This window comes from Methylophilus sp. 5 (assembly GCF_000515275.1).
Lineage (GTDB): Bacteria > Pseudomonadota > Gammaproteobacteria > Burkholderiales > Methylophilaceae > Methylophilus.
The window spans coordinates 2,010,565-2,034,272 of sequence record NZ_KI911560.1 but is presented as its reverse complement, the minus strand read 5'-3'; the positions used below and the strand labels follow the sequence as shown (position 1 = coordinate 2,034,272).

The 23,708-nt window shown below is 43.9% G+C and carries 11 protein-coding genes; 3 read left to right on the top strand and 8 right to left on the bottom strand.

Annotation, left to right across the window (positions count from 1 at the left end; all coding sequences use genetic code 11):
* Positions 1–38: 38 nt before the first annotated feature.
* Genes METH5_RS0109730 through METH5_RS14950 form a run of 4 tightly spaced genes read right to left on the bottom strand, consistent with a single transcriptional unit; the run spans position 39 to position 15,768 of the window.
* Positions 39–1,409 carry an HlyD family type I secretion periplasmic adaptor subunit gene (locus tag METH5_RS0109730; RefSeq protein WP_029148320.1) on the bottom strand — a complete coding sequence of 457 codons (1,371 nt, stop codon included), beginning with the start codon at positions 1,407–1,409 and terminating at the stop codon, positions 39–41.
* A 59-nt stretch (positions 1,410–1,468) separates the two neighbouring features.
* Positions 1,469–13,117 (bottom strand): proprotein convertase P-domain-containing protein, encoded by an 11,649-nt coding sequence (locus tag METH5_RS15915; protein ID WP_051412926.1) that lies wholly within the window; start codon positions 13,115–13,117, stop codon positions 1,469–1,471.
* Positions 13,118–13,159: 42 nt separating this feature from the next.
* Positions 13,160–13,582 (bottom strand): hypothetical protein, encoded by a 423-nt coding sequence (locus METH5_RS0109720; protein WP_029148319.1) that lies wholly within the window; start codon positions 13,580–13,582, stop codon positions 13,160–13,162.
* Between the two features lie 5 nt (positions 13,583–13,587).
* Positions 13,588–15,768, bottom strand: coding sequence for a peptidase domain-containing ABC transporter (locus METH5_RS14950; protein ID WP_036307787.1), 2,181 nt, complete (start codon positions 15,766–15,768; stop codon positions 13,588–13,590).
* 142 nt (positions 15,769–15,910) lie between these two features.
* Here METH5_RS14950 and METH5_RS0109710 point away from each other — a divergent pair, with 142 nt between their 5' ends.
* Positions 15,911–16,375 carry a ProQ/FinO family protein gene (locus tag METH5_RS0109710; protein ID WP_029148318.1) on the top strand — a complete coding sequence of 155 codons (465 nt, stop codon included), beginning with the start codon at positions 15,911–15,913 and terminating at the stop codon, positions 16,373–16,375.
* Between the two features lie 32 nt (positions 16,376–16,407).
* On the opposite strand, the gene METH5_RS0109705 is transcribed toward METH5_RS0109710, so the two are convergent.
* Positions 16,408–17,469 carry a TniQ family protein gene (locus tag METH5_RS0109705; protein WP_029148317.1) on the bottom strand — a complete coding sequence of 354 codons (1,062 nt, stop codon included), beginning with the start codon at positions 17,467–17,469 and terminating at the stop codon, positions 16,408–16,410.
* Between the two features lie 87 nt (positions 17,470–17,556).
* Here METH5_RS0109705 and METH5_RS0109700 point away from each other — a divergent pair, with 87 nt between their 5' ends.
* Positions 17,557–17,883: a helix-turn-helix transcriptional regulator gene (locus METH5_RS0109700; protein WP_051412924.1), complete on the top strand. Its 327-nt coding sequence runs from the start codon at positions 17,557–17,559 to the stop codon at positions 17,881–17,883.
* Between the two features lie 4 nt (positions 17,884–17,887).
* Positions 17,888–19,213, top strand: a complete 1,326-nt coding sequence (locus METH5_RS0109695; RefSeq protein WP_029148315.1) for a TniQ family protein — start codon at positions 17,888–17,890, stop codon at positions 19,211–19,213.
* Here the strand turns inward: METH5_RS0109695 and METH5_RS0109690 are convergent.
* Genes METH5_RS0109690 through METH5_RS0109680 form a run of 3 tightly spaced genes read right to left on the bottom strand, consistent with a single transcriptional unit; the run spans position 19,196 to position 23,536 of the window.
* Complete coding sequence (locus METH5_RS0109690; protein WP_029148314.1) at positions 19,196–20,461, bottom strand: ATP-binding protein; 1,266 nt, start codon at positions 20,459–20,461, stop codon at positions 19,196–19,198. The two genes, METH5_RS0109695 and METH5_RS0109690, sit on opposite strands and share 18 nt — an antisense overlap.
* Positions 20,454–22,655 carry a DDE-type integrase/transposase/recombinase gene (locus METH5_RS0109685; protein ID WP_029148313.1) on the bottom strand — a complete coding sequence of 734 codons (2,202 nt, stop codon included), beginning with the start codon at positions 22,653–22,655 and terminating at the stop codon, positions 20,454–20,456. The genes METH5_RS0109690 and METH5_RS0109685 overlap by 8 nt, the downstream gene beginning before the upstream one ends.
* Positions 22,643–23,536 carry a TnsA endonuclease N-terminal domain-containing protein gene (locus METH5_RS0109680; protein WP_029148312.1) on the bottom strand — a complete coding sequence of 298 codons (894 nt, stop codon included), beginning with the start codon at positions 23,534–23,536 and terminating at the stop codon, positions 22,643–22,645. Before METH5_RS0109680 ends, METH5_RS0109685 begins: the two co-directional genes overlap by 13 nt.
* Positions 23,537–23,708 lie beyond the last annotated feature (172 nt).

The window sequence follows — 23,708 nt, the reverse complement described above, 5'->3', positions numbered from 1 at the left end:
GTCTTTTTTATTTGTGGGCTATCAATCGATGAAAGAAATTATCGCTCTCTTGCCGCCTCATGAAAGGCTCTTCTCACTGGGGATAGTAAATACTCCATCACCGTCTGATCAGCCAGTTTGATCTCAGCAGACACCTGCATGCCTGGATTTAACTCAAGCACTTTGTCGTCCACCTTCAGCTCTTGCATAGAAAATTTGATCAAGGTTTTATAGCTGGCTGGTAATAGCGTTTTTGTCTCTTCGGAAGCATTGTTTCGCTGTTGATTCTGCTCAGTGGCATCAGCACCGACTTGCTGCACAACGCCGTCGATCATGCCGTATTTTTGAAATGGATAAGCGGTGAGTTTAAGTTTAACCGACTGCCCCTCATGCACAAAGCCAGCATCTTCGTTCTTGATCCAGACCTCTGCATTGAGTGTTTCATGCACAGGGACAAGCGTCATGAGCACTGTGCCGGGAGAAACGACACTCCCAGGTGTATGAGTGGCTAGGTCTTTGATAATACCAGCCTGAGGCGCCTTAAGTTGTAGCAAGCCATTTTTATGTGATTGTTTTGCCCAGTCTTGTTTGAGCTTTTGTTCCTCGGTAAACGTGGCGACTTTTTCAGCTTCGAGCTTTTGTCGGTAATCTGAGCGAATCTGTGCGAGTCGTTGATCCGCTTGCGCGATGGTGGCTCGAATGGATTGGGCGTTATGTTTCTGCGCTTCCAGATCTTGTTCGGTTTCTATGCGAAAACGCTTTTTCTCATCAACCATGAGTTGACCGGCAAAGCCATCTTTACCTAACTCTTCATACGAAGCTTCTTGTGCTTTATATGATGGGAGGGTCTGCTCTAGCTTGCGCTGGATTTCTTGTGAAGCAGCTAAATCACTTTGAGCTTTACGCTTGCTACCAAGCTCGGCTGATATGTCATCTTGATAAGCACGGATATTGGCCAAATAGGCAGCGTTCACTTTATCAAACAGAGCGGCATCGTCACCTTGCTTGCGGCGAAATTGCATGCCGTTCAACTCAGCCTCAATACGACGTAAAGTAAGGTCATGATATTGCAGTGCATCGCGGATAGTGGTGCTGTCTGCTTCGGCAGTGTGGCTATCCATCTCCACCAGCACTTGGCCGGCTTTGACGGACTCACCTTCTGCTACATGGATATCTTTGACGATACCGCCTTCAGAAGGCTGTACGATTTTAAGATAAGTGGCTGGGATCAACTTACCTTCGGCAACTGCCACTACGTCCAGTTTGCCAAACATCGCCCAGACAAGCATGACCGCAATAAGTACAAAGATTAATCCCAACACCATACGCGGCATCGGTGATGGGTGGGCTTGCTGAATATGCAGAATTTGTGGGGCGAACTTCAGTGTTTCCGGATGAAATTTGGCTGGTTGTTGCTGATTATTTTCCATAAATCACACTCAAAAAACTACGCCACCATAAATCGGTGGCGTAGCAGGTACATCAATTATTACGAGAGTTTAATAGTTTCAGCAGCCCAGCTTGAAGATGCATTCAATGTCTGTGCAGATTGCCCCACACTTGCATTATTCATCACAGCCTGTGCCGCCAATAATCCAACACCCGTCAGAGAGCCGGTGTTGCCATACTGGTAAGCAATGTCACCGCCAATCGCAGCAGTATTACTGCCAGCTGACAAATGCGCTGTCAATCGTGCATCGGTGAGTTGCCAGTTAGCCGTTGCACCGGCAGCATCAAATGCCGATACTAGGTTAGCAAAGTTGAAAGTCTCAACCTTGTTGTTACGAAGAGTATCTGCTCCACCTAAACTAAATCCTTGCATAGCATCGGCAATCACTTGCAGATTCAAGACAGACTTATTGTTGGCTGCTGTGTCATACCAGCCTTTGAGTGTGATTTGATCGGAAGCCCCCATCTTGAGGATGAGGTCATTCGAGCTCTTAGTCAGTGATAGATCGCTGTAGGCAAAGTTACCGCCCAAGCTCAAGGTGTTATCTGTGCCGACAGAAGCGTTGATGGTATCGACACCATCGCCCTTGTTGAACAGAATCACATCTTTGCCAGTGCCTGTAGTAATCGTGTCATTGTTTGTACCGCCAATGATCAGATCATTACCATTACCCGCATTAATAACATCGACACCACTTCCACCGTCGAGTAAATTATTGCCTAATTTGTCATTTAAAACATCGTTACCAGACATGCCTTGCACAATATCGTTCCCGCCAGACTCTCGCAATTCTAACCCAGAGGTTCCTCCTAAGATATTGTCATTAGTATTTCCAACCAATAGGTTATTCATTTGGCTTCCGCCTCCCTCTACGGCGGCTCCAACCAGCCTGAGGACTTCAACATATGGCGCATCAGCTAAACCATAGTAGGCTATTGCAGAACTAATCACTGTATCCAAGCCACCAATAATTACCGAAGATTCAGAACCAATCTGGTCATTCTCATTGTCCACGATGTAAGTGTCATTGCCGAATCCACCGCCCATAAAGTCGGCACCACTTCCACCGTCTAGGTAATCATCTCCTGCTCCAGCCAAAAGAAAATCATCATCATCGCCACCATATAAATAATCGCTGTTATTGCCTCCATACAAATCATCGCCACCATTACCACCATAAAGTGTATTGTTACCATTGCCACCGTCCAATGTGTCACTACCATCGCCGCCATCTAGAACATTGTCTCCGCTATTGCCAGTAATTACGTTATCCAACGCATTACCCGTACCATTGATCACAGCGGCACCTGTTAAAGTCAGGTTCTCAACGTTAGTACCTAGCGTAAACGTCACGCCACTCAGAATCGTGTCTATACCACCAGTCGCTGTCTCGGTGATGATCTCTGTAGCCGTATCAACAATGTACGTATCGTCACCATCGCCGCCAACCAAGGTGTCTGTACCCAATCCACCATCTAGAGTATCGTTACCGGCTCCGCCATTAAGAGTATTGTTAGCATCATTACCAGTGATTACGTTATCCAATGCATTACCCGTACCATTGATCGCAGCGGCGCCTGTTAAAGTCAGGTTCTCAACGTTAGTACCTAGCGTAAACGTCACGCTGCTCTGAACTGTATCTGTACCGCCAGTCGCGGTTTCGGTGATGATGTCTGTAGCCGTATCAACAATGTACGTATCGTCACCATCTCCACCAATCAGAGTATCTGTGCCAGTACCACCATCCAAAATGTTGTCACCACTGTTACCAGTCATCACATTGTTCAACGTATTACCTATACCATTTATTGCAGCTGTTCCTGTGAGTGTCAGATTCTCAAGATTAGCACCCAATGTGTAAGTGACGCTACTTTGAACGGTATCAGTCCCGGAACTAGCGACCTCAGTGATCGTATCAGTGGCGCTATCAACAATATATGTATCATTGCCCGCACCGCCAGCCAGAGTGTCAACTCCATCACCACCATCCAGAATATTGTTGCCACTATTGCCAGTAATCACGTTATCCAACTCATTACCCGTACCATTGATTGCAGCGGTTCCGGTTATGGTCAGACCCTCAAGATTAGCACCAAGCGTATAACTGACACTACTCTGAACTAAATCAGTTCCACCATTCGCCAACTCAACAAGCGTATCGGTATCAGTATCAACAACGTAAGTATCGTTACCATCGCCACCAATCAAAGTATCAACACCAGCTCCGCCAGTTAAAACGTTAGCACCACTATTACCAGTGATCACGTTATCCAAGGCATTACCAGTGCCATTGATCGCGGCCGTTCCAGTTAAGGTCAGATTCTCAACATTAGCACCTAACGTAAACGTCACGCTGCTCTGAACCATGTCTGTACCGCCAGTTGCTGTCTCAGTGATGATGTCCGTAGCCGTATCAACAATGTACGTATCATCGCCGTCTCCACCTACCAAGGCGTCTGTGCCAGCACCGCCTTCAAGAGTATTGTTGCCGCTGTTACCAGTAATCACGTTATTCAACGTATTACCGGTACCATTGATTGCAGCGGTGCCAGTTAAGGTCAGATTCTCAAGGTTGGCTCCAAGCGTGTAAGTGACGCTACTTTGAACTGTATCAGCCCCTGAGTTAGCCGCTTCGGTGATCGTGTCAGTGGTGCTATCAACGATATAAGTATCATTGCCAGCACCGCCAGCCAGGGTGTCAATACCATCACCGCCATCTAAAATATTATTGCCGCTGGTACCAGTAATCACGTTGTTCAACGTATTACCTGTACCATTGATCGCAGTGGTGCCTGTTAACGTCAGATTCTCAACATTAGCGCCCAGCGTAAACGTCACACTGCTCTGAACCGAGTCTGTACCACCAGTCGCCGTCTCACTGATGATGTCCGTAGTCGTATCGACAATGTAGGTATCATCACCATCACCACCAATTAAAGTGTCGACACCAGCTCCGCCAGTCAGAACGTTAGCACCACTATTACCAGTAATCACGTTATCCAACGCATTACCAGTACCATGGATCGCAGCGACGCCTGTTAAAGTCAGGTTCTCAACGTTAGTACCCAGCGTAAAGGTCACGCTGCTCTGAACTGTATCAACACCACCCGTAGCAGTTTCTGTGATCGTGTCGGTTGTGGTATCAACAATGTAGGTATCATCACCATCGCCGCCAACCAAAGTATCTGTGCCAGTACCACCATCCAGAATATTGTTGCCACTGTTACCAGTGATCACATTATTCAATGTGTTACCAGTACCATTGATTGCAGCGGTGCCAGTTAAGGTCAGATTCTCAAGGTTGGCTCCAAGCGTGTAAGTGACGCTACTTTGAACCGTATCAGTCCCGGAGCTCGCCGCTTCGGTGATCGTGTCAGTGGTGGTATCAACGATATATGTATCGTTACCAGCACCGCCAGCCAGGGTGTCAATACCATCGCCACCATCCAAAATGTCGTTACCAGTACCGCCATCCATGATGTTGTTACCGCTATTACCGGTCATCACGTTATCCAACGTATTACCGGTACCATTGATCGCAGCAGCCCCAGTTAACGTCAGATTCTCAAGATTGGCTCCAAGCGTGTAAGTGACGCTACTTTGAACCGTATCAGTCCCGGAGCTAGCCGCTTCAGTGATCGTGTCAGTCGTGCTATCAACTATGTAAGTATCATTGCCAGCACCACCAGCCAGGGTGTCAACTCCATCACCACCATCTAGAATATTGTTGGCACTGTTACCAGTAAGCACATTGTTCAACGAATTGCCAGTACCATTAATTGCAGCTGTTCCTGTAAGTGTCAGGTTTTCAAGATTGCTTGTACTGCCAAGAGCAAAAGTAACACTACTTTGAACCGTGTCTACACCACCAGTCACTGTCTCGGTAATCGTATCGGTGTCAGTATCAACAACGTAAGTATCGTTACCATCGCCACCAATCAAAGTATCAACACCAGCTCCGCCAGTTAAAACGTTAGCACCACTATTACCAGTAATCACGTTATCCAACGCATTACCAGTACCATTGATCGCAGCCGTTCCAGTTAAGGTCAGGTTCTCAACGTTAGCACCCAGCGTAAACGTCACGCTGCTCTGAACTGTATCAAAACCACCTGTAGTGGTCTCTGTGATCGTATCAGTAGTAGTATCGACAATGTAAGTATCATCGCCATCTCCACCAACCAAGGTGTCTGTACCAGCACCGCCTTCCAGAGTATCGTTACCAGCTCCTGCATTCAGAGTATTATTTGCACTGTTCCCCTTAATTAAATTATCCTGGGCATTACCTGTGCCATTGATAGCAGTGGCCCCCGTCAAGGTCAGATTCTCAACATTAGTCCCTAGCGTAAACGTCACGCTGCTCTGAACTGTATCAAAACCACCTGCAGTGGTCTCTGTGATCGTATCAGTAGCTGTGTCGACAATATAAGTATCATCGCCATTTCCACCGATCAGAGTGTCTGTACCAGCACCACCATTCAAGGTGTCGTTACCCTCACCACCATCTAGAATATTGTTGCCACTGCTACCAGTAAGCACGTTGTTTAACGAGTTGCCAGTACCATTAATTGCTGTTGTTCCAGTTAAGGTCAGATTCTCAACGTTAGTCCCTAGCGTATAACTTACGCCACTCTGAACTAAGTCTGTACCGCGATTGGCAAACTCAACAAGCGTATCGGTATCAGTATCAATAACGTAAGTATCGTTACCATCGCCACCAATCAAAGTATCAACACCAGCACCACCATTGAGAGTGTTGTTACCACTATTACCAGTGATCACGTTATCCAACGCATTACCCGTACCATTGATTGCAGCAGTGCCTATTAAGGTCAGATTCTCAACGTTAGTCCCTAGCGTAAAAGTCACGCTACTCTGAACCGTGTCTATACCTCCAGTAGCCGTCTCAGTGATCGTGTCCGTAGTTGTATCGACAATATAAGTATCATCACCGTCTCCACCAACCAAGGTATCAACGCCCAAACCGCCATCTAAATAATCATTACCAATGCCGCCATTTAGAGTATTGGCCAAGTCATTACCAATAAGTATGTTGTCAAGATCATTACCTGTTGCCGTTGTTGCACTGCCAAATAGAATGATATTCTCAACATTAGTATCTAGGTTACGTCCCAAGTTTACAGACGTATAGATAGTATCAATTCCTTCATTAAGATTTTCAGTAACGATGTCACCTGCATTATCTATAAAATAGGTATCGTCTCCTGCACCGCCTTGCATGGCATCTGCACCTTCAGCACCATCAAGCGTATTATTACCACTATTGCCTATCAATACATTATTTAATCTGTTACCAGCAGCGTTAATGCTATTAACACCGGTGAGTGTAAGATTTTCAAGGTTTAGTCCAAGTGTCCATGAAACTGACGACTGAACACTATCAACCCCTTCATTTGCACGCTCTGTAATACTATCTGTTCCAACGTCAACTATATAAGTATCATTGCCTAGACCACCGACCAAATCATCAGACCCACCTTGTCCATCAAGAATATTATCGGCACTGTTTCCAACGATTCGATTTGACGCAGAGTTACCAGTACCATTAATGGCTGATAGACCTGTCAAAACAAGAGCTTCTACATTATCAGCGAGCGTATAAGTAACCGATGCATGCACGACATCGTACCCACCTCCCGAGAATTCACTGACCACATCCCCTACATAATCAACTATGTAGGTATCATCTCCTGTGCGACCACTCATTACCCGCATGCCAGAACCACCATTTAAGGTATTACCTCCAGCATCACCAGTTAACGTATTTCCGCTAGTCGTAACTCCAGCAGTTGCAGGATCACTAGGACTCGGTGTTGCAACGCCTCCAGTTGGGGTAGCAAAAATAAAAATAGACGGTGTGATCTGCTCTCTTGTGTAGCCGACTAGTGAAGCTAGATTACCCCCACCAGACTTCAGTCCAATACTAGCCACTTGGGTATTATTCAAACTCAATTGAGACAATGAAAGCTCAGAAAATGAATAAATCCCAAGCTGAGAAAGATCTATTTTTTCATTCGGGTTATTAATGTCGAAATCGGCAATAATGTTTGACTGTGTACCATATCCAGCCTGCCTTACAATAAAACGATCTGCACCTAAACCACCCGTTGCCAATGCATCTGTGAATGTCACGCCATTGGCAGTTATGCTCATACCAGAAGAGTCGCCATCAAGGTAAAGTATGTCGTTACCATCATCGCCATAAAGATAATCACTTCCAGCGCCTCCATCCAACACATCATCTCCAGCACCTCCGCGTAAAGTATCATCTCCGTCCATCCCAGAAACCACTTCTGCTGCTGAAGAGCCATTTAATGTATCGTCACCACTTGTCCCATTTAAAACACCTCCAGGTGTAATGGGTGTTGCATTACTGTCGAAGTAATTTTCGGGAGCCAAGAAAACGTCCTGAAATTCGAAAAGGGACGTTGAACTGATGTTTGCTACAGTAGTGTTTTTGAAAACAATCGTTTGCCCATTACCTAGGCTGGCAATGGTATCTGCCCCAGACTGAGTGAAGACTAAACTACTAAAACTCTTCCCCTCAAACCCCACTAATATGACTTTTTCACCTGAGGCATATGCAAAGTCTGTAATCGTATCTGTACCATTGTCACGACTTCTTATTACAAATATATCTTTTCCGGCATTTCCAGTTAAGGTATTAGAGCCTCTGCCTGCATCTAATAAATTGTTTGCTGCATTTCCAACAACGGTATCATTACCGTCTCCAGTAAAAACATTTTCGAAATTAGCCGGACTTGAAATGGTTAATGCTTTTCCCTTAAGTGTCGCGGCACCTGTAGTTAAATTAACTGTAGTATTTCCTGTGACGGCAGAAGCATTGACCGTATCCAATCCACCATCAGTGTCAGAAAGGGTATTGCGCCCACTAATAGTTGCATATTCGTCTGTATAAATGAAAGTGTCATCTATATCTACTTGCTTCCCATATACTCTTAAGTTCCAGCTATTTAAAGTACCTGTACTGCCGGTAGCAGCATCTGTTACCTTCAATGTCCAATTACCTGTTGAGAGCTCACCCCAATCTCTAGTGGTCATAAAAGTAAATTTCAGGTTCCCAGATTGGGTACTACCTAAATCGGTTGCAGCACTACCTGGAACTTTACCAATACGATTTGCCAAAACAGATTCCGTACCGTTTGGAGCAACCAGCGTAATAACCAAATCACCCCAACGTTGATGGGTGTAGTCAATATCCACCTCGACATGCTCAATACTAATCCCTCCACCCATACTAATCGTGGACGTAATCGTGCCATTGTCAGTCATCGCTTTATTAAGCGTTCCACTTGATTTGTCTAAAAAGTGTTCATTTACAGCAGTTTGCCTGGTAGTCCATGTTTCAGCCAAACGTACAGCAGCTAAAGCATCGACTTCACCAAAACCGTAATCTAATGAGGTATGCATCCCACCACCATTCCAATTGGTGGCACGGTTATCTGCCCAAACGGTGGTTGTATCGGTGACTTTTTTAGCGCTCATGGCAAGAATTTCTTGCACATCGCGATATCCTAAACCGGGGTTCGCCTCTAGCATTAAAGCAACGACACCACTGACAATTGGCGTGGCAAAACTTGTACCTTGCGTTACAGACTCATCACTACCGAAAGTGCTACCGTTGTCAGACTCAATCAATCTGCTAGTAGAGGTAATATTTGACCCAGGAGCAGAAACAAGCAAACTTGCTCCAGGGTTACTGAACGGCTTACCTCCTACCTGTAACACACCTAGATCGCTTTTTGAATTAATACTGCCGACCTGAATTCCATAACGGTTATTACCGAAATTATCAGCATTAGCATTTCCACCTGTTTGGCGATCATTTCCACCGGCCAACACCATAACAGTACCTAAGCCGCTACGGCCATACTGGACAGCATTGACATAATCGCCACTAGCCATTGTTTGGCCGAAACGAACGCTGTAAGGCTGGCTGGCCCCCCAAGAATTGTTTACAACGTCATAATTGATGTATCGTCCCATCGCACTAATATCGTAAAGATCATTGGCAATCCAATGAGCACCTATAGTGGCGTCATATGCAACCCCAATACCGCCTTCGCCATTATTGGCAGCTACCATTACACCTGCAACCAGCGTAGCGTGATTTGAGTAAGCTCCATCAGCCCCTTCGCCAGCCATCCTGCCGGGGGTGGGGTCAGCTAACCAAGCTGCATTTAGGTTAGACTTAAGATCATAATGCGTGACATCCAGAATCTCTTTAGTTGTAGCGAACTCACTACCAGGCTCAAATTGACCAATCCGAACGCCTTTACCGGTATAGTCTTGCCAAACGGGAATAACATTTATTTCACTTAAATACCATTGATCGACGATCGATGGGTCATTGGGCATATCGGCGGTGCGTAAATAAACTGTCGCTTTCATGACAGCTGTTTGATTTGTGGAGGTGTTAGTCACTTGCATCTGATTGTTAGCTGCATCTGCAACACTGTATTTAAATCCCATTACACCTTTATAATTGACATCAGGAGTAAACAATACATCTCCGGCAGTTGTGATGGTTGCAGTGCCTCCTTGCACATCACTCACAGCAGTAATTTTTAAAGTGTCACCCTGCCTATCAATATCATTACCAAGCAATTGCGTCTTACTAATTAGATGTGCTGCAATTCTGTCAAAAGCAACGTTATTAGCATCTTTCTCCAAAACATCTTTCACAGGCATTGGTGCAGCGGCATCCGGGTCAATCCAGCTTACATCTTTAAATGACAGCTTTTCAACATTAGTTATAGTATCCGTGCCATCTCGCCCCAACGTATCAGTAATACGATAGGTCGTTTGACCGTTTGCGCTGATTTTAGTAATTCGATAATCCGCATATGATCCAGTGAACTGAACAATGTCATTACCAGCACCGCCATCTATAGTGTCATCACCCTGACCACCATTGAGCACATCATTTCCATCACCACCGGACAAACTATCATCGTCTTGCCCGCCTTCGATAATGTCATCACCAGCACCGCCCATCAACTGATCTTGCCCGCGGTGTCCACGTATAACATCATTTCCGGCACCACCATCAATGACATCATTACCATCCTCACCAGAGAGCACATCGTTAGCTGCACCTCCGATAATAATGTCATTACCTTCCCCACCTTTGATAAACACACTACTGCGTCCACCGCCAATTAGAATGTCATCCCCTCGACCACCTGCCACCACTTCAATATGACTTTGAGTAAGATTAAGCGTGACGCCTTCATCACCCACCACTTGGGCAATATCGGTACCTTCACCGCCATCAATCGTATCTAGGCTATCAAACAAAATAACATCATCACCCGCACCTGCGTTGATAGTGTCAACGCCCAAATTACCCGCGAGCCAGTTGTTGGCACCATCACCAATGAGCGTGTCATCACCCGTACCACCCAGCGCGTTATTCACTCCTTTTTGTGCAACATCTACAGTCTCACCGTCATTACCTGCGGTATAGCTTTTAACATCACCCTCTGTAGTCGTAAGGGTGCCAGTACCACTAGTAGTAAAGTTACTGCCATTCGGGTTTGCAATAAAATTAGCAGCTAGCGCTTCTTTAGTTTGGCCATTTTGTACAAAGGTGCTGCTGGCCAAGATTTCGTTACCATCACGCACGAGGCCAGACTGCAAGGTTGGAGTTAGATTGATGCTGGTGATGTTTAGGGAGGAGAGGGTTTTGAGCTCGCCAGCATCGGTGATGCCATCGTGGTTGGCATCTACCCAAACATTAACATTCGCCCAAGCGGTATCTGCATTGGTGAATTGGTTGTCACCATTAGAATCCAGGCTTTTGAGTGCAGCCAACCCATTTGCATAAGGCTTGGTACCTCCGCTGCCATTAGTGCCAATGGCACCATTGAAATATTCAGAAAGCGTTTCTGATATATCATCTATCTTGCCGTTACTATTAAGGTCATATACGACGATGCCATCCTGCGCACTGACCCAGCCAGTTTGCTCTTTGGTAGCACCACTATCATGGTCTATATCAAACAGAACTGGAGCATCAATATAGTTGGTCAACTTAACACCATCGCCATTAAGGTCTAACACTAATGGGTCGGTGGGGATAAATTTAGGCAATCCGGCAGATGCATTATTGATAGCGTTGGCATTCATGTTCACTTGAGTGACAAAGCTCAAATGGTCAATGGGCCCCATACCTAAACCAAGAAGCGAATTATTGCTAAGATTCTGGTTACCTAGGCGAAAACCATCTGAAATATAATCATTAATAACTGCCCAAAATCCACTATCTAAATTAACATTTCCTACGCCGCTAATAGTGCTTATACCATCATTTCTTAAAGTGCTGTTATCGGCATTGACAGGTGTTTCACCAGCTACTTGTCCAGTACTAGCAGAAGGGGCCGTAGTCGTAGTATTTACACTTACAGAGGAGCTAACGGGGCCAGAGCCAGAATCAGGATTTAAATCTACTATGACACTTTCACCATTTAATGTTGCATTTGGGTCTGTAATATGTCGATTCATTGCTTGCAGCGTAGACAATGACATGTTACGTTGCAAAGCGATGTCTGAAAGAGATTGATTACGAGCGGTTATTTGTTGATAACTAGTTTCTAGCTCTGCTGAATTTATATTTATTACCGTTTCAACACCTGTCACAGTGTTAACTCTAAAATGAGTGGAATTTGTTAAAATACCATTTTGATACTCTACAACATCTCTACTGCCATTTAGAATCTGTACAACTACTTTCGAGCCCTGATTAGAACCAATTTCCCAAGACTCTGTAAAACCCCTGATAACCTCCGGGCCATCTACACCAATAAAAGTTTTTTGATTTACACCATTCCCGTAATTGGTAATCTGCCAATTACCATCTATAGTTACCTGAGGAGTGATTAATGGACTGGTGTACATTGTGGAGACGATGTCTCCGAATGCACTGCGAATATCTTGATTTGCATTTAGCAACATAAGAACGGCGTTAGGTATAATCTCGCTCCCAGCAGTTACTAATCCCGGGGTGTCAGCACGATATGTATTTGATTGCTTTTGTTGATCTAAAATAAAGTCCGCTTGACTATAACTTCTGGACGGAATATATGTTTTGCCAACAAAATCTATAAACACTTTGCGCCCAATTCCTAAAGGATCTAACGTAGGCTGAGCAATACCATTTAATGAGGTCGCTGCACCACTTCCTACAAAATCAAAGTTCTCTTGCCTAGGCCAAATAGCAAAATTCTCAATATGCCGAGTACCATCGGCTTCAATAATAAATTGAGCATCTGGTGAAATTTCATAGGGTGAAGTGTTATAAATCCACGTGCGAGAGTCTGAATCAAGAATGCCATCTGCATAATTATATTGCTGTATTGAAAAGTATCTATCCTGCGGGTCAAGGGAATCAGCTGTAAATACTTGACGAGTTCCATTTGCAGGCATAATTGTGCCTGTCATAAAATCATTAACAAACTTGGATTGAGTACCATTTGCCATTCGTCCAGCTCCACCGGACATAAAACTAGCAGCATCCATCTGGATAGTGATTGTTGTGTCCTTAGGCCTATGTATATCGACAGTACTTGGTTTTGTTAACGACCCATAAAGATATAAATTATTAATCTCATTTATACCAATTTCACTCCAAACAAAAATTGACATTCATTTCTCCTGAGCTATTTATAATTATAAAAATTAGGTCCGTTAATTCCGAACATACCCACATTCATTCATCTCTACAATTTCAACATATCGATTAGGATCATCACGCGAATAATCTTTTTCCTTAGTTTCATATGTCAAAACAACTATTGCTTGCCACTTTTGTCCCCATGCTTCACGAGCTTGGCGCCTTTCAATTTTGCAACAATAGGGATGACTTCTGAGGAAGTTGAGCTCTGAGGAAGGAGAGCCATCGATATGCGGTCTCCATTTTTCAGGATAATTCCATGTTGACTGTATGGCCTTGAGAACAAACTCTTCATCTGTTAAAAATCGCTTTTGTTCTTCGCAATACCCTTCGGGACTGGCATATAGACTTCGATCCAGACAATAAAAAGCAATCAATAAAATAGCCATGATGATTAGAGTGGCTTTGATAAGTAATGACTGTTTGGCAAAATACATTAACACTATCCTTTTAACACACCCTCAGTTGAGGATAGATTTTGAGGAGTTCCAAGTTTGATAACTTCATCAATCAGCAGACTACTAGGGAATTGATGAGTAATGAATATGATTGTGACTTTGCCTTTCAACTTATTAATCGTCTGTGCAAACTGTTCCGCTGTATGTGGATCAAGATTAGAAACAGCCTCATCAAAGATCAGAATGTTGGGCTGTCTGAGTAGTGCTCTGGCAATTGCAATGCGTTGCTTTTGGCCACCACTTAACCCAGTACCATGTTCACCTAATGGGGTTTGGTAACCTTGTGGAAGTTGCTCAATCGTTTCGTGTATACCCGCTAACTGACACGCCATGATGATTTGCTCAAAGCTAGCGTGAGGGTTTGCGAGTGTGAGATTTTCGTAAAGAGTGCCTGAGAACAGTGTGGTCTCTTGTGGGACTACACCAAAGACATTCCGCAACTCGTTAGCGCTCATGTAGCGGATGTCTTTACCATCAAGCTTGATGCTGCCTTCTTGTGGCTGTAGAAATCCCAGCATCAGTTTGGCCAAAGTGCTTTTACCGCAGCCACTAGGCCCCATAATGACGGTACATTTGTTGGGTTTAATATTGATATTAAGTTGTTGATATAACCAGGGGTGGTTCTCGGAATATCTAAAGCTGATGCTCTCAAAGTCCAACTGGCCTTTGATGCTATTCGCTCTGGCTGGAATCAGTGAATAAGGCTCGGTGGGCGCATCCATCAAATCTCCAAGGCGCTTTACTGCAATATCTGCCTGCTGAAACTCTTGATACATGCCGACCAACCTGAGTACGGGGCCAGAGAGCCTGCCACTAAACATTTGGAAGGCAACCAACATACCGATAGTAAATTTTGGGTTGTGCATCACGATCCACGCCCCCACGCACAATATGGCAAGGGTTTGTAGTTGATCTAAAGTATTGGCGGTGATGTTGTAGCTGTTGGAGAGTTGTTTGGCCGTGAAGGTGCTGTTGAGATAAGTGGCCAGGTAGTCGCCATATTTATGTTCAAGCTGCGGCTCTAGTTGCAGGGATTTGACGGTTTCCATGCCAGAAATATATTCAGTGAGGAATGCCTGATTTCTGGCACCGAGCAAGAATTGCTCGTTGAGGCGTTTACGCAGCAATGGTGTAACGGCCAGGCTGACGATGGTAATCAGTGCCAAACTCGCTAGGCTGATGAGTGTGAGTTGCCAGCTATACCAGAACATAATTGCCAGAAAGATGATTAGAAATGGGAAGTCGAGTAACAAGGTAATGAGGGAGCCTGCTAAGAACTCTCTAATCGTCTCCACGCCATGCAAGCGAGCAACCAATGTACCGGTTGGCCGGTGCTCAAAATAGCGCATAGGCAAGTGCAGCAGATGACCAAATACTTTATGGGCGAGCACTGCATCAATACGGTTACCGGTATGCAATACGAGATATTGCCGCACCCAACTCATGATGGCGTTAAATACCATGAAAATACCTAAGGCAATAGCCACCACGATTAAGGTGCTTGTCGTATGGTGGACAACTACTTTATCAATAATGACTTGGGTACCTAATGGAGTAGCTAGAGCCACGATTTGAATGGCTAATGAAGCTAGCAGAATCTCACGCCAGACGGTTTTATGTTTGAGTAACTCGGGGATAAACCATTTGAAGCCAAACGGGCGTTGAGCAGCTGCTGATTTTACGGCTGGCGATTGCGGATTAGCTTGTGCCTCTAATTCTGCTGCAGTTTGATTAGCGTCGTTTCTTTTGGAGGCCAGTAATACTTGGCCCGTTACTTGCGCTGAAAACTCCGGGTAACTGATGGTTTCTGGTTGCTCAATTCCTGGCTTGATCCACAACACACGTTCTTTGTCGCACTTAAGCACAATGGCTAAGTTTGATAACTGCTCTTTCTCAGCAACCTCCGCATTTGAATCGAGCGAGGGCTCAACCTCTGGCGAAATTTTTAAGATAACTAAAACGGGAAAGACTGCTGGATGAATATCATGAAGATCTAACGACTCAAGACCAATTTGAAATCCGTAAGACTGTAATGCGGCTTGTAGGGAGGTTAAATCGTAAGGTGGGACAAAGCTGCGAATAAGCAATTGCGCATCAAATGGAATCTTGTGCAATGCGCACAAGCCACCAATCGCCCAGACAAAATTCTGGTTGCTTAATTTCATCTCTCCACCCTGAATATTAGTGTTATTTTCCAATCATATTAAATCAAAAAGCATCAAATAAAAATATAATATTTAACAAACATCACCATAAGATTACATTATCATATGGCGATAAATATTCACTCATGAAAGATCAGAACGAATGGGATTAGAAAAACTTGCCGTATTAAAGCAACAACTAGCAGCAGATGCCAAGGCGGCTAAAGAAAAGAAAGTAGATAAAAATCAAGCAGTGGATCCTGCAGTGTTAGTCATTGGTCGACTACAGAAACTATTTCCAAACACCTTCCCTAAAAGTCCCGCGCCCAAAGTGCCATTGAAGATCGGCATTCTTAATGACCTCACTGAGAGATCAGAAGAAATTAGCATTTCAAAAGAAGACCTGCACAAAGCAATCCAAACATGGTGTCGTGGGCAACGATATTGGTCAGCATCGATTGAGGGGGCACAACGCATTAATTTGGATGGAATCCCTTCAGGGATTGTTGATGCGAACGGTGCTGCTCAAGCCAGAGCGATGATGAACAAGCGTCGCTCCACTCAAAACCGTTCTATGCCTCAGAACACAGACGAACATCAAAAAAACATGAGAAACAAAAAACTATAGAGGTCTTAAGCAAAAAGCTACAGGATTGACTGTTAGAAAAGACAAAGCTGGGAGTAGCGCGTCATTGGTAAGTGCTTATTTAGCCACGCACTATCATTATTTTTCAGCCATCTGAAGGCTTTATAGTCTATCCTCAAAAGTTCCTGCCTGCTCGCCCCTGGCTTTGATGATATATAACCTAAACAATGGTCCCTGTAGTATTGACGCAAATCATGATTAGCATCACTTTGACTCAAAGTTTCAGTTGAATCTGCGAATATGCTTTGCCAAAGGCATGACAGTTTAAATAACTCCCAACTACCAAACCACCAGTATATAAGGAGCATCCGTTGAATCACTGGTACTTCATCAACACCTAAAACTCCATTCAGCAATCTGCCTAAATTAATATCCATGACATCACTTAGCCTCGCCGATCCGAAAAATTCAGAAAAATCCTCGTGAACTCGTTTTGATAAAGCATTCCCTTTTAAAAAACCTCGATCCAGCATCACCCTTTTGCAAACTTGCTTGATCACTGATGATGGGTATGGTTTGCTCTTGTCAGCGATAGCCTCATGGCCTAACTGCGCCAAATTCTTCAAGTGGCCTCTGATAGCGTTATTTATGCTCACAGGCGTGCTATTAGTCTGCATCGGAAGATAAAAGCGATGATGAAGCATTTTCCGCTTGAGCTCGTGGCGACTGAGCTGCTCATCATGAAGTGGGCAAATTAACGTAGTTGGTAGTTGATGCAACAAACGCCAAGTACCTGTACCAAATCGCTCAGTATCTTCTTTTAAACACAGTTGACATGTCTTCCAAGCACCATTTACAAGCTGCCCAGATGCATAAGAAACCAAATCGTGATTCAAATGCTGCTCTCCTCCCAGATGTTGCTCCAATACAGATACACCAAGGTTTTGTTCACAACCTAATCCAATTACATAATCAGAATTTAACAATACTTCAGCTTTTAAATTTGCTAGAGAAGTTACCCTCTGACCACTCAGCTTTTCAATTCCTAAGAGGTGGTGTGCATAACCATTGATATGCATCCCCCTGGCCAGTACGCCATAAAGTGTTTCATCCTTAATCAGTGATGGAATATGCATAGAACTAGCTCATCTCAAAAGTTTCACTATCTTAATCTGTATTAAATTTCCATTGTATAAATTATGCATTTATGCATAATATTATGCATGCCAAAATCAACCCCGCAACTTCTAGCGCTGCAACTAGCGGAGCAAGCTAACTTGCTGAATATTTCTCAGACAGAAATTGCCACGGCAACAGGTATCAACCAGTCGCAGATAAGCCGTATTTTTGATGGAAAGGTAAAAAGGCACTCGAAGGCACTAGAAAAAATATCTGCATTTCTGAACATTAGACCCAACGCAGTACCGATTGATATTGTGAAGTCCAACAAAGAACTAATGGAGGCTCTCTCGGTGACATGGGATGGTTCATCCGCACATTCAGTAGCTTTGGCAAATATCATCCGTACGCTTCGAGCGCTTAGGTATTAATCATATGGCTATAGAAAATATTCCACACATACAACCTGATGAGTGGCTGAATGGATATATAGAGAGACTTGCCATCCTGAACGGCTATAAGGATGCAAAAGATATGTTTGGCAAACTGGGCATCTCTATAGATAGAGATAAACTGGATTTGATTGCCAAGTTGCTAGACATAACAACAGAAACCCTTGTGCAGGAATATACACTTATACCTGCCTTCAGAAGTATTGTTAGCACTGGCGAATACATTCCACATGGAAACTTTATTCAGCCAAATCACAAGAAAAAGATGGGTTTTCAAAGTTACTCAGAACACGTTAAATTCTGCTCTCAATGTCAGCAAGAAGACATAGGCTATATTGGGTATCAGTATGTTCGGAGATCGCATCAACTATTTGGTGCCTTGTGGTGCCAGAAACATAACGCTACATTGCACGAAGTCTCAAATGATCAGATTGTAGACGTAATCAAAAGCGAGACTCAGCTTTCGGCTGACCAACCAAATAAACCCAAGCATCCTATTATCGAAAGATTCATACACATCAGCGATGCTCTTTTGTCAGTGAAACAACCCACACAGGGCGACCAAGTGAGTTGGGGACTTCATAAACAAGCAGCGACTATTGGAGTGCGTTTTAATATTAAAGGAAAAGGTGTTCCACTTAGCGATTACGCTAATGAGAAGATTCCTCATGAGTGGTTACATGCGTTTTTTCCGAAACTAAAGGACAAAATACCAGGCGAGTTTATCCCTGCCATCGATGGTGCCTGTGTATTCAGACTACAGCACCACCATCCACCCACCTATGTGCTTGCAGCGGCTTTACTATTTGAAAATGCAGATGATGCGTTGAATTGCATCCTAACTAAGCAAAGAATTCCTCCTGCTCGAAAAATACTCAGAAGAAATGAGCAATATTGGAACAGTAATGATTTATACAATACATATGTCAGACATAAGGGGAACTGCTTAGCGATTAGTAAAGAAATCGAAGGGCACTATGACACTGTGCGTGTCAATCTGATCAAATATGGATTGCCGCCTTTGACTAGCTTGTCTATGGGAACATTGAAAGCCTTAAAAGATTTCCACAACGGAGCACACCTCACGGATGTCCTGACGCGAAACGATATTCAGGTGAATCTCTTCAATCATGCTATTCGTCATGCAGGGCCCAGATTTTTTATGGCCATTGAACAATTAGATGCAACCCTAGTACAACAACGAAAAGCATTAAAACTACGCCTCACTGGCAAAATTAAATCTGCCAGCAAGGCATCCATCTTTCTAAAAGACCTTCATAACGATCAGAAATTACCTAGTTTGATTTAAAAACAAGTTAGTCCAAAATTCAGGCGGTGGTAGAAGATCTTCATATTGAGCAAGTTGACGTGGATCATCACTGAGCAATGCACTTATCGCTGCCTTAAGTGGTGACATGTAACGTTGCATCACGTATTCAAGATCAGAAACCTCAAGACCTTTTCCCTTACGACTCACCATCGCGCGGGCTGCCAGACACCACAAACTCACATATATTCTAGGAATACCAGCGCTCAACTCAAACAGTCGATCACGAATAGCTCCTGTACCGCCTACAGGTTGATTGCCTAATCGGAATTGGTCGAGAGCCGGAAACATATACTTCCGATAAAATGATCCCTCATCATTTGTTGAACGCTTGACCTCGTATATCCCACCGGTAGTTAATCTTTCAACAGTACTCAACCTCGCACAAAATGCTTCCATACCATCAGGAGTACCAATCATAACTAATGGCAACTTCGCAGTATTATTTAGATTGATGATGAACTTAAGTGTTTCATCATCTGCCACTCTCAAATGCAGCCGACCATCCGAAGCCTTCCTCTTCATCCTCTGCTTTAAAGTTTCAATTTTAAATAGGTTAGATGCTTCATCTAGCACAAGCATGCCTAGAAAATGGACTCTCGCCTTATCCCACCAAGTATTAAGGAGCTCGAGACCACTCTTACGAGATGTAGCGTGATCTCGGTACAAATCTGTGTCTAGGGCTTGGTCTGTTGCTCTCATCAATGCAAAAGCCAACTCTCTGGCGGAGCCATTCGGTGGAACATCCACTTTGAGCCAAACCAGTTGCCTTAATGGCGTGCGTAAATGTGGGAAGCTCTGATGTACAACGACCTGATGATAACGCTCCATTGATCGCTCCACTGATCGTGACTTCCCAGTACCCGCAAGACCAGTCACATATGCCGCTTGTGCAGGAAGGCTGGGCGGACCAATACTTTTGTTTTGATAGATACCTTGCCACGTTGTAGGTGCGGAAGGGTTTCTTCCTACGTAACCCTGCCTTAACATTAGATCAATCGCCTGAGCAATCGCAAGGCTTTCACTAGAAGGTATATGGATGGACCTAACACTTTCTACATAATGAGCTGCTAGAGTCGCATTGTTTGTGAAGTCAAAACCTGACGGAAAAACAGGCGGTATATATTTTAATTTACTAGCTAGGTCTTTGTCTGAAAGTATGTCACCGCACGCCATGATCAATAGATTGTCCGAATAGCCAAGATATTCTAATAAACTGTTGCTAGTCATTATTAGCTCCTGCTAGTTCGAGATCCCCTTTAAAAACCTCATTCATCAGATCGTCATAGGCAGTTTCATAACTATCTTTCTCCCCGTCATTTCGTATAACGTCGCTCTCTTCAAGATTCGTCACCTGAACAACGCTTAAATGAGGTTCTTTTTCTAAAAAACGTGCTTCAGTAGCAGTAAGACTTGGGTATTGATATAGCTCTGCAGCCTTCTTCTCGTCTCTTGCTTGTTTTACCAGATCATCAGTTCGTACAGATCTCCGCAATCTGGCAATAAACGCTAAATACTTAAGATCCCCACTTGAAGCCTTAGAGTAAATCAAAGCATCAAGCCACTCTAAAGGAATGATATGCGGCGCAGTGCGAGCATGCGGTGAAAGAGTAAGAGTAACGACGTCTGAAGATTGAGGGGGGCAATAAAAGACTAACTCAGCTGCGCCAGGATAATAATGAACATCAATTTCAAACGCACCGATATTCCGTGCAATCGTAGTCCAGTCATTTTCCTCAGGGTATCTATACTCAAGTTCCCAAATATAGATTCCCTTCCTGTTCACAGCGGCAGTGACCCTTGGAAGTAAATGCATTACAGCTTTAGGGAAAGATGTTTCTTTACCATACCCCATCATCTCATCAAATCCGTACTTCCATAGCTCAGCTGGGGTAGGTTTGATTCCGCTTGCAATCATCTCAGAGTCAAGCCTATGAGATTTATCAGCATGTAAGTTGTAGTCATTCACCCAGTCATGAATAAACTTGTAATAATGACGAATTGTTAATACGCCATCTTTTGGATTCGTCCTAGCCTCTACTTCTTTACGTCGTGCATCAATAGCGCCTGGAATCAACCCATACTGCTTATTCTTAGCAATACGGTTAACGACTTCAACGAGCCCTTTTTTATCGGGTTCATATGCTGGATTGAGCAACTGATTGTAGCCGAGCTCTTTAGCTGACTCAGCTGCACGCCCACTTAAATGCTCACCTCGATCGCTCATTAATTCATATGGAAGCTGAGGTAAAGGAAAGAGGCACTGTTCAAACTTGACGCCCCATAGTTCTGCAGCTAATTTAGGATGGAGCATATTAAAAAGAGCAACTTTCGCTGTATCCCAAGAAGGCCCACTTAGGCACACATGAAAAGCAACAATGGCGGTAGACCACGTATCTACGATAAAGTAAATAATCGGCCTTCCAATACTCCAACTTGGATTGATTTGACTTTGTAGATAAATGTCACCAATGGTGGCGTCGATCATGTATCGATGGCCAGGACCGGCTATCTTTTCCCAGCTATGTCCTTTAAGACCTCTACGATTGCGTATCCAATCCTTTCTGTAGAATTTCATAGCCAATCTTTCCATGGCTGGTATATTTTTCTTTAATGCGTACCGAACTTGCCTCTTGGTGGGAAAGCTTCCTTTGGGAGGATCAATCGGGTGCCTACCATTATCAGTCTGAACATACTGAGAGATGTATTTAGCTTTGATGAAATTATCATAGTGATCTTCAAATGCCTTAGACGGGTCTTTATTACTTTTAAAAAAATGTAGTAACTTTTTCTCGGTTTCGGAAGTTATTCCAATTTGTGAATCCTTCGCTGCTACTCCCAATTTAACTTCCAAAGGTTTGGCGCCCACTTTAGGCCTTGATTCATTCCAGGGTCTAGAAACACCTGGTGCACCACTGTTGTAATATTGCGGGTTTAATGAACCCAACTCGAAGCCATACCAACACAAGCGATAAAACAACTCATATACGTGCTTTTTGGATACCTTACATCTATGAAATGCCTCTCTAATCAAAACGTAAATCGTGCCCCTGTTACTAAGAGTGGCACTTAACTCTCTTGGATTGATTAGTCTTTGAGTTATTTTTTCACGCTTATCCCTAATTTCCTTATGCCGGCCAGACAACTCAGATCCCGACTTTCTTAATTCTGGATGAGGGTTCAGGGCTATGAATTTGATTTCTTCACCAAGAATCGAACCTTTAACTTCATCAGGCGACAACCATAGCCATTTGAGTTTCGGTTGTTGGCTCTCACGTTGTTTTTTCCATTGAGTAATGGACTCTGGTATGTAAACGAGCACATTAAAATCCCGTTTGCTTGTAGCTGAACGTACCACTCTCCACATACCCTTATTTTCGCCGGTAACAATCTCGATCGTCTGATTGAACATTAAGATAGCCATGCTGACCTCCTAGACGCCACTGGATTCTGTTTCCAGAAATCCTTCAATATAATGAGGTTTATAGGGGTACCAGGCGAGGCTTTACGATTGAGGTCTACAGGTAGAATGCCTTTCCAAACACACTCCCAGAAAAGGTTCTGCGCCTCTTGATTCGAGACATTAAGCCGATCCTTTATGGTTCTAAGAGCATGCGATAACGGCAATCCATCGATATCTTTTGAAAAACTTTTAATACGCAACAAGAGTTCAGCACTAGAACTCCTATCATGCCCCCAAGGAGAATAAGTCGTCATATTGATCATCACTGACTCGAGGTATGTTTCAGGGGTAATCAAAAGAAAATCTACAGATCTTGCTTCCCAATAACGTTTCTCTAATTCAATCAACTTTTTTACACGATCACTTAGCTTGGAGTCCGGTTTGACACTTATAGCTAATAAACTTAGCGAGCCATCACGTTTAAGGGTCAGAAGCAAATCAGTGGAGTTTGGCCAAGGGGCATCCGTTCTATTCTGAATTCGGGGGTGCTTAATACCAAACTCTTTAGCAATAGTGAGTGTGCCTGGAAATAGGCCACTCCAATAACCTAAGCTATATGCAGATAACTCATGCCTGGAGTCCTCTTGAGATAAATGAAACTGCTCTCTGATATCCACCAGACCAGGAACAATACGAGCGAACAGATACGCAACATACTCTTTGTCAGACAATAAATGATGTGGCCGTGAAGAGAGGTTCATTATCCTTGATAAGCCGCTACTACCTGGGTCCCCCCGAGTGACTTGGTGCAATGGTTTAAACCCACTGAACACACCAGTGCCACGACCTTCTTTTAGCCATTTTTCAATTAAAGATGGCGTGAACTTTCTCCCTTTTCTCATAGGAGTTCCTTTCAAACAAAATTTATGAATAGTTATTTGTTCTGCCAGAAGAAGATGTCATAAGAGTTTCAGGCAATAAAAACCCTAACCCATTAGAAAAACCTATGGGGAAATCTTGACGTGAAGGGGGAAATGTTCGATACTAGTTTTGCGAACGTTGTACCAAAGAACC

What these genes read in the sequence shown, in the direction of transcription:
- METH5_RS0109730 (WP_029148320.1), bottom strand. Translation starts at nt 1,409, where the DNA reads ATGGAAAATAATCAGCAACAACCAGCCAAATTTCATCCGGAAACACTG.
- METH5_RS0109685 (WP_029148313.1), bottom strand. Translation starts at nt 22,655, where the DNA reads ATGGCTATCTTAATGTTCAATCAGACGATCGAGATTGTTACCGGCGAA.
- METH5_RS0109710 (WP_029148318.1), top strand. Translation starts at nt 15,911, where the DNA reads ATGGGATTAGAAAAACTTGCCGTATTAAAGCAACAACTAGCAGCAGAT.
- METH5_RS0109705 (WP_029148317.1), bottom strand. Translation starts at nt 17,469, where the DNA reads ATGCATATTCCATCACTGATTAAGGATGAAACACTTTATGGCGTACTG.
- METH5_RS0109690 (WP_029148314.1), bottom strand. Translation starts at nt 20,461, where the DNA reads ATGACTAGCAACAGTTTATTAGAATATCTTGGCTATTCGGACAATCTA.
- METH5_RS15915 (WP_051412926.1), bottom strand. Translation starts at nt 13,117, where the DNA reads ATGTCAATTTTTGTTTGGAGTGAAATTGGTATAAATGAGATTAATAAT.
- METH5_RS0109680 (WP_029148312.1), bottom strand. Translation starts at nt 23,536, where the DNA reads ATGAGAAAAGGGAGAAAGTTCACGCCATCTTTAATTGAAAAATGGCTA.
- METH5_RS0109720 (WP_029148319.1), bottom strand. Translation starts at nt 13,582, where the DNA reads ATGTATTTTGCCAAACAGTCATTACTTATCAAAGCCACTCTAATCATC.
- METH5_RS14950 (WP_036307787.1), bottom strand. Translation starts at nt 15,768, where the DNA reads ATGAAATTAAGCAACCAGAATTTTGTCTGGGCGATTGGTGGCTTGTGC.
- METH5_RS0109695 (WP_029148315.1), top strand. Translation starts at nt 17,888, where the DNA reads ATGGCTATAGAAAATATTCCACACATACAACCTGATGAGTGGCTGAAT.
- METH5_RS0109700 (WP_051412924.1), top strand. Translation starts at nt 17,557, where the DNA reads ATGCCAAAATCAACCCCGCAACTTCTAGCGCTGCAACTAGCGGAGCAA.